This is a genomic window from Bradyrhizobium sp. GW821-FHT13H05 (genome assembly GCF_058804065.1).
Genome location: NZ_JBXAPO010000009.1, coordinates 202,501 through 213,921 on the forward strand (window position 1 = coordinate 202,501; position 11,421 = coordinate 213,921).

Here is an 11,421-nt window from a genome sequence, read left to right on the forward strand (position 1 = left end):
CGGGACCACCTTGCTAAGAACGCCGCCGGAACTCCATCCAACCAGAAAAGCGATTGATCCCAATGGTTACACGTCGTGATGTTGCATCGATTGTCGGACTTGGCGCGGTAGCCGCAGCCGCGCTGGCCTCCCCGGCCGTGGCCCAGACGGCCGACCCCAACGAATCGACCTTCGCCCGCATCCGCCGAACCAAGAAGATGCGGATCGGCGCGGTCGGCGGCGGCGCGCCGTACTACATGAAGGATCTTTCCAGCGGCCAGTGGAAGGGCTTTTACGTCGACATCGCCAAGGCGCTGGCCGACGACATGGAGGCCGAGCTCGAGATCACCGAGACCACCTGGGGCAATTCGGTGCTGGATCTGCAGTCCAACAAGATCGACATCTTCTTCGGCCTCAACCCGACCCCGAAGCGCGCACTGGTCGTCGATTTCTCGGTGCCGGTCTTCAACAACGCTTTCGGCATCCTCTGCAAGAAGGACTTCAAGCCGAAGAGCTGGGCCGAGCTGAACTCGCCCGACGTCAAGATCGCGGTCGACCAGGGCTCCTCGCACGACCAGGTCGTCAGCCGCCTGACGCCGAAGGCGCAGATCTCACGGCTCAAGACCGCCGACGATGCCACCGCCGCGCTCCAGACCGGCCGCGTCGACGCGCAGTGCCTGATCACCATGTTGTCGCTCACCGTGCTGAAGAAGAACCCCTCGCTCGGCCAGTTCGTGCTGCCGACGCCGATCTTCGCAACCACCTCGAACGCGGGCTTCCGCCGCGAGACCGACAAGACCTGGCGCGACTACGTCAACACCTGGATCGACTTCAACAAGGGCCTCGGCTTCATCCGCAACGCCATCATCACCAACATGGAGCTGGTGGGCGTGACCGAAGCGGACATTCCGCCGGGCGTTTCGCTGTAAGTGATGAGATCAGGGCGATTTCGATCCGCTAGGCGCGGTGCGCTCCCTCTCCGGCTTGCGGGAGAGGGTCGGGGAGAGGGTGTCTCCGCCAGGAAGACTCCCCCAGAGGAGAGAGCCCTCACCCGGCGCTATGCGCCGACCTCTCCCGCAAGCGGGAGAGGTGCACCGAGAACGACGCAACACCGTTCCAAGCTTTCCGCCGGCTGAGTAAACGCACGCATGTATCAGTGGGACTTCGGCATCCTCTGGAGCTATCGCTGGCTCTTTCTCAACGGGCTCGGCGTCACCGTCGGCTTCACCGTGGTCATCGTCGTGCTCGGGCTGGTGTTCGGCCTGTTCGGCGCGTTCGGCAGCCTGTCGCGCTTCAGGGCCGTGCGTCTGCTCGCGCTGACCTTCATCGAGGCGTTTCGCTGCACGCCGATCCTGGTGCAGCTGATCTGGTTCTATTACGCGCTGCCGATTCTCGCCGGCGTCGAGATGACGCCGATCACGGCTTCGGCGCTGGCGCTGTCGCTCTATGGCGGCTCGTTCTATTCGGAGATCATCCGCGGCGGTATCATCTCGATCGACAAGGGCCAGTCGGAAGCCGGCGCCGCGCTCGGCATGACGCCGGGCCAGTCGATGCGGCGCATCGTGCTGCCGCAGGCGATCAAGCGCATGATCCCGGCGCTGATGAACCAGTCGATCATCCAGTTCAAGAACACCTCGCTGGTCTCGGTGCTGGCGGTGCCCGACCTCGTCTATCAAAGCCAGGTCGCCGCCCATGACAGCTACCGGCCGCTGGAGACCTACACCGCGGTCGCAGTCGCCTATGCCGCGATCCTGATCCCGCTTACCATCATCGTCCGCCGCGGCGAGAAGCGACTGGCGGTCAGCGAATGAGCGAGACGTCAAAGATCGAGATCCGCAGCCTTCGCAAGAGCTTTGGCAGCAACGAGGTCCTCAAGAACATCAATCTCGACGTGCCCAAGGGCGGCGTGGTGGCGCTGATCGGCCCGTCGGGCTCGGGCAAGTCGACGCTGCTCCGCTGCATCAATCTGCTGGTGACGCCTGATGGCGGCAGCGTTCGTGTCGGCGATACACGTTTCCAGTTCGGCGAGGGCGCGAAACTCCCGGACGTGAAGACACTCGCAAGATTCCGCGCCACCACCGGCATGGTGTTCCAGCATTTCAACCTGTTCCCGCACATGACGACGCTCCAGAACGTGATGGAGGGACCGGTTACGGTGCGGCGCATGGCCAAGGCCGACGCCGAGAAGCTCGCGCGGGCGCAGCTCGCCAAGGTGGGCCTTGCCGAGAAAGCGGACCAATATCCGGCAACGCTGTCAGGCGGACAGAAGCAGCGTGTCGCCATCGCGCGGGCGCTGGCGATGGAGCCCGATGTCATGCTGTTCGACGAAGCAACCTCCGCGCTCGATCCCGAGCTCGTCGGCGAGGTGCTCGCGGTTATCCAGCAGCTTGCCGCCGAGGGCATGACCATGGTGATCGTCACCCACGAAATTGCCTTCGCCCGCGAGGTCGCCGATCGTCTCATCTTCATGCGCGACGGTGTCGTCGTCGAGGAAGGCCCGGCGCGGCAGGTGATCGACAATCCGCGGGAGGCGGCGACCCGCGCCTTCCTCAGCCATTTCCACCGTACCGGTGCACTGCCGCCGGCCAACGCAGCTTCGTGATGTCCAATATCGATCGCGTCTATCTCGTCACCGGTGCTGCCAGCGGCATCGGCCGCGCCACCGCAAAACTGCTCGCAGCGCCCGGCACCGCGCTGCTGCTGCACACACGCTCCAACGCCGCCGGCCTCGACGCCACTGCGGTGGAAGTCGAAGCGAAAGGCGCGGTCGTCGCAAAATGCCTCGGCGACCTCGCCGAAGAGGCCGCGGCCGGCGAAGCCATCGCCGCCACGCAAGCCGCGTTCGGCCGGCTCGATGGATTGGTCCTCGTCGGCGGCCATGCCCGCCGCGGCAGCGCCATCGGGACGCCCGCGGATGATTTCCGCAAGGCGATGGACGAATCGGCACTGGCCTTCACACGGCTGGTCGACGCCGCGCTGCCGCTGCTGCGTGCCGGGCAAGACGCGCGCATCGTCGCGGTGTCCTCATTCGTGGCGCATGCGATCAGGCCCGAATTCGCGCCGTTCGCCGCGACCGCCGCGAGCCGAGCCGCGCTGGAAGCGCTGGTGCGCCTCACCGCGATCGAGCTTGCTAAAGACGGCATCACCGTCAATGCGGTTTCGCCCGGCCTCATCGTCAAGGACAAGCCGAGCGAGAGCCGGCTGTCGCCGGAGCAGATTGCCGCGACCGAAGCACTGATCCCGATGCGCCGCCGCGGGCAGCCGGAGGAAGTCGCCGAGATCATCGCCTTCCTCGCATCCCCCAAAGCATCCTACGTCACCGGCCAGGTCTGGCACGTCAATGGAGGCCTGACATGACCGAAGCAACCATCGCACGCATCAGGCTGTTCCTGATCGAGAGCCCGATCAAGATGGCGCGCCTCCAGGGCGTCGGCAACGTCAAGGGCACCGTGAAGCGCGTGCTGATCGAACTCACCGCGAGCAACGGCGTGGTCGGCTGGGGCGAAGCCGCCCCGTGGGAAGTATTCACGGGAACGCCGGAAGCGGCGTTCTCCGCGCTCGACATTTATCTGCGGCCGATCGTGCTCGGCAAATCCGTGCGTCGCATCCGCGCGCTGATGGCGGAGCTCGACCGTGCGCTGGTCGGGCATGCCGAGGCCAAGGTCGGAATCGAGATGGCGCTGCTCGACATCGTCGGCAAATCGTCGGGGCTGTCGGTCGCCGATTTGCTCGGCGGCCGCGTGCGCGACACCATCCCGCTGTCGTTCTCGATCGCCGATCCCGATTTCGCCGCCGATCTCGAGCGTATGCGGAAAATGGTTCCGGACGGCAATGTCATCTACAAGGTCAAGACCGGCGTGAAGCCGCACCGCGAGGACCTCGATCATCTCGAGGCGATCCGCAAGGAATTCGGTGACACCGTCGATCTGCGCGTCGACTACAACCAGGCGCTGGCGCCGTTCGGGGCCATCAAGATTTTGCGTGACGTCGAGCAGTTCGCGCCGACCTTCATCGAGCAGCCGGTGCCGCGCAAATTTCTCGACGTGATGGCGCAGCTCACCGCCGCGCTGGAGACGCCCGTGCTCGCCGACGAAAGCTGTTTCGATCGCCGCGACATGATGGAGGTGGTGCGCCGCGAGGCGGCCGATGCCGTCTCGATCAAGCTGATGAAGGCCGGCGGCCTGTTCGAGGCGCAGGCGATCATGGCGATCGCCGACATTGCCGGCCTGCCCGGCTATGGCGGCACGCTGTGGGAGGGCGGTATCGGCCTTGCCGCCGGCACACAGCTGATCGCGGCGACGCCGGGCATCTCGCTCGGCTGCGAATTCTACATGCCGCACCACGTGCTGACCGAGGACGTGCTGGAAGAGCGCGTCGCTAACCGCGCCGGTCATGTGGTGGTGCCCGATGGTCCGGGCCTCGGGATTCGCGTCAGCGAAGCCTCCGTCCGCGCCAACGCACGGGTGCTGGCGGAGGCGTAGTTCCGGGGCGCGCAAAGCGCGACACCGGGACGACAGCGGAGCATGCCGCCCCCGCGGCCCCGATCCTTCCCCTCAGGGAATCGGTATCGTATGGTCCGGCCAAACAGGCCCGAACCCATCGGGCCATCCGGAAACGCATATGTCCGAACCCGCCTGGTCGCTGCACTCCCGCCTGAAAGAGGACACCATCGACATCGGCGACCTGCCGCTGTCGAAGGTGCTGGTCATCAAGGACGCCCATTATCCCTGGCTGCTGCTGGTGCCCCGGCGCCCCGATTCGGTCGAGATCATCGATCTCGACGAGGTGCAGCAGGCGCAGTTGATGACCGAGATCTCCCGCGTCTCGCGCGCGCTGAAGGAGATCACCAAATGCGACAAGCTCAATATCGCAGCGCTCGGCAACCTCGTGCCGCAGCTGCACGTCCACATCATCGCCCGCCGCACCGGCGACGCCGCCTGGCCGCGGCCGGTCTGGGGCGTGATGCAGCCGTTGGCGCATGACGCCACCGAGGTACAGAACTTCATCAGCGCGCTTCGTCGCAAGATCTGGTTGGGTTGAGAGAACAATGTCAGCATTCGACTCGTTTCCGCTGGGACAACCGGCCTTCGTTACCCACGTCCTCGACCGTGCCGCGCATTTGCGCCGCGACGACGAAAAGCTGTTCGCGCTGGAACAGAAGCCGTCATCGCGAGCCTATGTGGTCTACCGCGACTCCCTGTTGGTGAAGCGCGAGGGCGAGAAGACGCGCGCACTGCTGGGAATCGACGAGGCGCTGAAATGCGGCGCCAATCCCGGCACGATCTTCCTCGGCCTGCGCGACGGCGCGGCCGTGTTCGGCATGGGCATGCCGCAGGCCGCCGCCGAAAAACTGGTCGGCCGCGAGGACTACACCGTCACCGAGCTGCGCGGCATGGCGATGCAAGGCGCGATTCCGCCCGACGAGCTTTCGGCGATCGCGATGGCGAAGTCGATGGTGAGCTGGCATCAGCGCCACGGTTTTTGCGCCAATTGCGGCACGCGCAGCGCGATGAAGGAAGGCGGCTGGAAGCGCGAATGCCCCAGTTGCAAGGCCGAGCACTTTCCGCGCACCGATCCCGTCGTGATCATGCTGGTGGCATCAGGCGAAAAATGCCTGCTCGGCCGCCAGAAGCAGTTTCTGCCGGGCATGTATTCCTGCCTTGCCGGCTTCGTCGAGGCCGCCGAGACGATCGAGGATGCGGTGCGCCGCGAGATCCTCGAAGAATCCGGCATAAGCTGCACCGACGTGCAGTATTACATGACCCAGCCGTGGCCCTATCCGTCGTCGCTGATGATCGGTTGCAGTGCGCGGGCGCTGAACGAGGATATCGTCGTCGATCACTCCGAGCTGGAAGACGCGCGCTGGTTCACGCGTGAAGAGGCGGCACTGATGCTGACGCGGACGCATCCGGACGGGCTCGCCGGCCCGCATCCGTTTGCGATTGCGCATCATTTGCTCGGCCGCTGGGTGCACGACAAGAGCTGACCGCCGATGGCGCCATCCGTGATCGCGCCGCGCATCCTCTGCATCGGCATTCCCGTGCGCGACCTGACCTTTCGGGTCGAGGCCGTGCCCGCGCGGGGCAGCAAGGCCAACGCCACGCATCTCGCCGAGATCTGCGGCGGCAACGCGCTCAACGCCGCGATCGCCATTGCGCGCCTTGGCGGCCGCGCCTCGTTCGCAGGTCCCATGGGCGATGCGCGGGAGGCGTCGAGCGGTTTCATTGTCGACCGCATGACCGCCGAAGGCATCGACACCGGCCACATCGTGCGCCTGCCTGATGTGACCACGCCCGTCTCGGCGATCATCATCGACGCGACAGGTGAACGGACGCTGACTATCTATCGCGATCCAGCCCTGTGGACGGTCAGGCTGCCCGACGCCGACAAGCTGCTCGCCGATTGTCAGGCCGTCCTCGTCGAGAGCCGCTGCGCATCGTTCTGCACGGACCTCTGCACCGAGGCGCGCCGGCGCGGCATTCCCGTCATCGTCGGCGTGGATCGCGCGATGTCGTTGCAGGACGGCCTGCTGACGACAGCCTCGCACCTGCTGTTCGCCAGCGAGCAGGTTCAGGAGACCGCCGGCCTCGCCGATGACGGCGGGGCCTTGAAGCGCCTTGCCGGGCTGACGCCAGCCTTCCTCGCCGCCACCCGCGGCCCGCAGGGCACGATCTGGCTGAACGAGACGGGCGGGCTGGAAGAGACGCCGGCCTTCCCGGTTCAGGCGGTCGATACGCTCGGTGCGGGCGACGTCTTCCATGGCGCCTTCGCGCTTGGTCTGGCCGAGGGTAAGGGGGTGCGGCAGGCGCTGCGATTCGCCGCGGCCGCCGCGGCGCTGAAATGCACCCGCCATGGCGGCGGCCTGGCCGCCCCACAACGCATTGAAGTTGAAAGGCTTTTGGGGGGCGACCCCTAGAGCGATCCCACTGCTGCGCCGAGAATATAGGCTTGCCGTGGAAGGATTTTCTCTATATCAGGGAAATCGACCCGTGAAATGGAACAAAGTTCTTCAAATGACTGACCTCGCTGTCCAGATCCCCGAGACCAGCCGCCGCCTCGACGCCATCGACCGCAAGATCCTGATGGTGCTCCAGGACGATGCCTCCCTGTCCGTCGCCGAGATCGGCGACCGTGTCGGCCTGTCCTCGACCCCGTGCTGGAAGCGCATCCAGCGGCTGGAGGCCGACGGCGTGATCATCAAGCGGGTGGCCCTGGTCGACCAGAACAAGATCGGGCTCGGCATCTCCGTGTTCGTCTCGGTCGAGAGCTCCGACCATTCCGACGCCTGGCTGAAGAAGTTCGCCGAAGCTGTCAGCGCCATGCCGGAAGTGATGGAGTTTTACCGCATGGCCGGCGACGTCGACTACATGCTGCGCGTCGTGGTCGCGGACATGCAGGCCTATGACATCTTCTACAAGAAGCTGATCAGCGCCGTGCCGCTGAAGAACGTCACCTCGCGCTTCGCGATGGAGAAGATCAAGTCGGTCACCGCGCTGCCGATCCCGGCGGTGGTGGCGGCTTAACGCCAGAGTCTTGTTTGACGCGTTTTCTTCACGCGAACCGGCATCCACTTCGCTCGAAAACGATTCAAGCCGGCTGAAACACCGGCAGCGCGACATTGACCCGCGTGCCCCCGCAGGGGGTTGCGGAAATCTCGATCGTTCCGCCATGCGCCTCGACCAGGCTGCGCACGACCGCGAGGCCGAGGCCAGCCCCACCCGTCGCGCGATTGCGTGACTTCTCCAGCCGGTGGAACGGCTCCAGCACGGTCTGCCGCTGATCTGCGGGAATGCCCGGTCCCTCGTCGTCGATCGACACGACGAAGGCGCCGTCCTTCAAGGCCGTCCGCACATGCGCCGCATGACCATAGGCAAGCGCATTGTCGATGACGTTGGCGAGGATACGCCGCAGCGCCAGCCGGTCGCCGAGCACGACGGCATTGCGCGCGCGCTCGTCCGTCACCAGATCGACCGGCTTGCCCTGAGCGCGCCGGTCGTGCACCTCGACGGCGATCAGCGCGGCCAGCTCGACCATTTCCTGCGACAGCCCGCCGGCGCCCGCCCGCGTCGACAACAGCGCGTCGTCGAGCAGCCGGATCATGTCGTCGATATCGGCAACCGCCCGCTGCCGCTCGGCATCGTCGGGGATGTGCTCGACCCGCAGCCGCAGCCGTGTTGCGAAGGTCCGGACGTCATGGGCGATGCCGCCGACCAGCGTCATGCGGGCGCGCAGCATCTCGGCAAGCCGCCCCTGCAAGCGGTTAAACGCGGCGATGACGGCGCGGATCTCCGGCGCGCTGCGCCGCGCGTCCGGCAGCGGCGGCGGATCGGCCGACAGGTCGACGCGATCGACCGCGGCCGCGAGCTGCGCCAATGGCCGCGTCTCGCGCTGCATGATCAGAAGTGCGAGCAGCGCCACGATCGAGCCGAACACGCCCGCGCCGAAACCGACGGGCAGACCGAGCGGCGTCACCGGCAGGCGGGTATAGGCATCGACGATCAGCATCTCGCCGCTGCGCAAGCCGATGCGGAATTCGATCGCATTGGCCATCAGCCGCGCGATGCGCGGGAACAGGCGCGCGACGCGATGATCGGGCGGCGACACGATCTCGACGGGGCGGCCGGCAAGACCGGCCGCATAGGTCTCGCGCAAATGTTGCTGCTGCTCCGGCGTCTCGCCACTGACCGGCGCGCCATCCGGAACGACGCGCACCCTGAATTGCGGTGACGACACCGCATCGAGCACCGACTGCCGCGAATCGGCGGTGGTGCGCTCCACGAGCGTTGCAAGCGCATCGAGGCGCGCCGGCGTGGGCCGCGTCAGCTCGTTCTCGTGCACTGTCGTCCGGTAGAAGATCGCGACGACCACGGTGAGCACCACCGTGAAGCCGATCAGCCCGATCAGCGCCAGCCGGGCCGCGAGCGTCACGCGCAGCATCACGACACCTGCTTGACGGCAGCGGTGAACAGATAGCCGCCGTTGCGCACCGTCGTGATCAGGTTGGAGCCGGGGCTTGCGCCGTCGAGCTTCTTGCGCAGCCGCGAGATCAGCATGTCCACGGTACGGTCGAACGGCTCCGCCGAACGCCCGCGGGTCCAGTCGAGGATCTGGTCGCGCGTCAGCACCCGGCGCGGGCGCTGGACGAAGCAGCCGAGCAGGTCGAACTCCGCACTGGTCAATTGCAGCGCCACAATCTCGTTCTCGACAGTCTCGACACTGCGCGAATCGAGGTCGATGACGAAGCGGTCGAACGCAAAGCGCCGCACCAGCGGCTTGGCCGGCGCCCCGTTGGCGCGGCGCAGGATGGCGCGCACGCGCGCCAGCAGCTCGCGCGGTCCGAACGGCTTTGTCAGATAATCGTCGGCGCCCATCTCGAGACCGACCACGCGGTCGATCTCGTCACTCTTGGCGGTCAGCATCAGGATCGGGAGGGAATCGTCGGCACGCAAGCGACGGCAGATCGAAAGCCCGTCCTCGCCCGGCAGCATGAGGTCGAGGATGACAAGGTCGGGCCGCAGGCGCTGAAGCATCGCGTCCATCGCCTTGCCGTCGGCGACGCAGGCGACCTCGAACCCCTCGCGCCGCATGAAATCGGCGACGAGGCGGCTGATTTCGGGATCGTCCTCCACCATGAGAATCGTGGCCGGCTGCGCGCTCATTGCCGCATTGTGGACAACGGCGCACAGCACGCAAGGGCGCGGGCCGCGTTGTTACATAGTGTTACACGCGCCCGACAAAGCCATAACAATCGTTTCGTCCCGGCAATGCAGCGCGGACGCCGCCGGCCCAGTCTCCTTCGCATGGCTCCCGCTCACGGCAGCCCCCACAAGGAGACGACGACCATGAACAAGTTCTTCCTCACCTCCCTCGTCATCGGAGCCCTGTCGGTTGCCGCCGCGGCCGACGCCAATGCCTGGACCCGGACGGCGACCGGCTCCGGTCCGCGCGGCACCTCCAGCGTCACCGCGACCGGCAGCTGCGCCAATGGAAGCTGCTCGCGCAACGTCACGCGCACCGGCCCGGCCGGCAACACCTACACCCGCACCGGCACGATCTCGCGCTGAGAAGCGGGCAAGGCCGTCGCTGCGTCTGCCCCACGCGGCGGCGGCCAATCTCACCAGGTCAGAAAAGGATCAGCACCATGCCATCGACTTTCCGTCTCCTCTCAATCCCGCAGGCCGCAATCATCGTCGCCCTCGGTCTCGCCGCCTCGACATCCGCGTTCGCCCAGAGCCAGTTGCAAACGCAGATCACGCCGCAAATGCGGAGCGAAGCGAGGGCCGTCATGCAGGCCTGCCGCGCCGACTATGACCGCCTTTGCAGCGACGTCGCACCGGGCGGCGGTCGCATCCTCGCCTGCCTGCAATCCCACGCCGGCCAGCTCACCTCGTCCTGCGCACAAACGCTGCCCCGCGCACAGGCATTGAGGGACAGCGCCGTCAGCGCCGGCGTCGCGCCGAAATAGGAGGATGCCGTGGGCTACGCGTCACTCCTCTTCGATCCGACGCTCCGGCGCGTGATCCTGGCAACGGCGATCGGCCTGATGCTGCTGGAATACGGCATCGGCCGGCTTGCAGACCGCCAGACCCACGACTGGCGCGAAAGCGTGGCATCGTTCGGTGTCGCTCTGGGACAGAACGTGCTGCGCGCGATCGAGGCCGGTCTTCTCGCGGTACCGTTCGCCTTCCTCTACGAGCACCGCCTGTTCGACTTTGCGCAAGGCAGCCTGCTCGCGCTCGCCGGATTGTTCATCGGCAGCGAGTTCCTCTACTACTGGCAGCATCGCGCCTCGCATCGCATTCGCTGGATGTGGGCAACGCATGCGGTGCATCACTCGACGACGCGGCTGAACCTGACAGCGGCGATCCGGCTCGGCTGGACCGGCAACGTCTCCGGCAATTTTCTCTTCTTTCTGCCGCTGGCGCTGATCGGCTTTCATCCCGTCGCGATCGTCGCGATGCTCGGGATCAACCTGCTCTACCAGTTCTTCATCCACAGCGACTTCGCGCCGCATCTCGGCATGCTCGAATGGCTGCTCAACACGCCGAGCCATCACCGCGTGCACCACGCCTGCAACGAGCCGTGCCTCGACAAGAACTACGGCGGCATCCTGATCGTGTTCGACCGCCTGTTCGGCACGTTCGCCGAGCAGCCCTCGGATCAGCCGCTCCGCTTCGGTCTGGTCGGCGGCACACCGTCGTTCAACCCGATCCGGATCGCGCTCGGCGAATGGATCGCGATGCTCGGCGATGCCCGGAAGGCCCGCGGCGCAGGCGCGAAGTTCCGCGCCCTGTTCGGTCCGCCGGGGGGCTGAGCGCGCTGTCGGCGATGGCACTTACCTCTCCCCGCTTGCGGGGAGAGGTCGGATTGCGAAGCAATCCGGGTGAGGGGGTACAGGTCCCTCGACCATCTCACGTGTGGAGAGAGCCCCTCACCCCGACC

The 11,421-nt window shown here is 66.2% G+C and carries 14 protein-coding genes; 12 read left to right on the plus strand and 2 right to left on the minus strand.

Annotated features, from left to right (window positions below; all coding sequences use genetic code 11):
* Positions 1 to 62 precede the first annotated feature (62 nt).
* The 9 genes from AC1RR3_RS25885 to AC1RR3_RS25925 all read left to right on the plus strand — a co-directional run bounded on the left by AC1RR3_RS25885 (position 63) and on the right by AC1RR3_RS25925 (position 7,502).
* Complete coding sequence (locus tag AC1RR3_RS25885; RefSeq protein ID WP_492825920.1) at positions 63 to 908, plus strand: transporter substrate-binding domain-containing protein; 846 nt, start codon at positions 63 to 65, stop codon at positions 906 to 908.
* A gap of 219 nt (positions 909 to 1,127) precedes the next feature.
* Complete coding sequence (locus tag AC1RR3_RS25890; protein WP_492825922.1) at positions 1,128 to 1,790, plus strand: amino acid ABC transporter permease; 663 nt, start codon at positions 1,128 to 1,130, stop codon at positions 1,788 to 1,790.
* Positions 1,787 to 2,581, plus strand: coding sequence for an amino acid ABC transporter ATP-binding protein (locus AC1RR3_RS25895; RefSeq protein WP_492825924.1), 795 nt, complete (start codon positions 1,787 to 1,789; stop codon positions 2,579 to 2,581). The genes AC1RR3_RS25890 and AC1RR3_RS25895 overlap by 4 nt, the downstream gene beginning before the upstream one ends.
* Positions 2,581 to 3,336 carry an SDR family NAD(P)-dependent oxidoreductase gene (locus tag AC1RR3_RS25900; protein WP_492825925.1) on the plus strand — a complete coding sequence of 252 codons (756 nt, stop codon included), beginning with the start codon at positions 2,581 to 2,583 and terminating at the stop codon, positions 3,334 to 3,336. The genes AC1RR3_RS25895 and AC1RR3_RS25900 overlap by 1 nt, the downstream gene beginning before the upstream one ends.
* Positions 3,333 to 4,460, plus strand: coding sequence for a muconate cycloisomerase family protein (locus AC1RR3_RS25905; protein WP_492825927.1), 1,128 nt, complete (start codon positions 3,333 to 3,335; stop codon positions 4,458 to 4,460). Before AC1RR3_RS25900 ends, AC1RR3_RS25905 begins: the two co-directional genes overlap by 4 nt.
* Positions 4,461 to 4,599: 139 nt before the next feature.
* The gene (locus tag AC1RR3_RS25910; RefSeq protein ID WP_492825929.1) at positions 4,600 to 5,019 is read left to right on the plus strand and encodes an HIT domain-containing protein; all 420 of its coding nucleotides are present in this window, start codon (positions 4,600 to 4,602) and stop codon (positions 5,017 to 5,019) included.
* A gap of 7 nt (positions 5,020 to 5,026) precedes the next feature.
* Positions 5,027 to 5,965, plus strand: coding sequence for an NAD(+) diphosphatase (nudC, locus tag AC1RR3_RS25915; RefSeq protein ID WP_492825931.1), 939 nt, complete (start codon positions 5,027 to 5,029; stop codon positions 5,963 to 5,965).
* Positions 5,966 to 5,971: 6 nt separating this feature from the next.
* Complete coding sequence (locus tag AC1RR3_RS25920; protein WP_492825933.1) at positions 5,972 to 6,895, plus strand: sugar kinase; 924 nt, start codon at positions 5,972 to 5,974, stop codon at positions 6,893 to 6,895.
* A 97-nt stretch (positions 6,896 to 6,992) separates the two neighbouring features.
* Entirely contained in the window at positions 6,993 to 7,502 is a 510-nt protein-coding gene (locus AC1RR3_RS25925; RefSeq protein WP_008131682.1) for an Lrp/AsnC family transcriptional regulator, read from the plus strand.
* Positions 7,503 to 7,566: 64 nt separating this feature from the next.
* Here the strand turns inward: AC1RR3_RS25925 and AC1RR3_RS25930 are convergent, their stop codons facing one another.
* Positions 7,567 to 8,916, minus strand: a complete 1,350-nt coding sequence (locus tag AC1RR3_RS25930) for a sensor histidine kinase (RefSeq protein ID WP_492825935.1) — start codon at positions 8,914 to 8,916, stop codon at positions 7,567 to 7,569.
* The gene (locus AC1RR3_RS25935; RefSeq protein ID WP_492825937.1) at positions 8,916 to 9,638 is read right to left on the minus strand and encodes a response regulator; all 723 of its coding nucleotides are present in this window, start codon (positions 9,636 to 9,638) and stop codon (positions 8,916 to 8,918) included. Before AC1RR3_RS25935 ends, AC1RR3_RS25930 begins: the two co-directional genes overlap by 1 nt.
* A gap of 183 nt (positions 9,639 to 9,821) precedes the next feature.
* On the opposite strand from AC1RR3_RS25935, the gene AC1RR3_RS25940 reads away from it, so the two are divergent.
* The 3 genes from AC1RR3_RS25940 (at position 9,822) to AC1RR3_RS25950 (ending at position 11,293) form a co-directional block, all read left to right on the plus strand.
* Positions 9,822 to 10,043 carry a hypothetical protein gene (locus tag AC1RR3_RS25940; RefSeq protein WP_211399121.1) on the plus strand — a complete coding sequence of 74 codons (222 nt, stop codon included), beginning with the start codon at positions 9,822 to 9,824 and terminating at the stop codon, positions 10,041 to 10,043.
* Between the two features lie 77 nt (positions 10,044 to 10,120).
* Positions 10,121 to 10,444 (plus strand): cysteine rich repeat-containing protein, encoded by a 324-nt coding sequence (locus AC1RR3_RS25945; RefSeq protein ID WP_492825939.1) that lies wholly within the window; start codon positions 10,121 to 10,123, stop codon positions 10,442 to 10,444.
* Positions 10,445 to 10,453: 9 nt separating this feature from the next.
* Positions 10,454 to 11,293: a sterol desaturase family protein gene (locus tag AC1RR3_RS25950; protein ID WP_492825941.1), complete on the plus strand. Its 840-nt coding sequence runs from the start codon at positions 10,454 to 10,456 to the stop codon at positions 11,291 to 11,293.
* Positions 11,294 to 11,421: the final 128 nt, after the last annotated feature.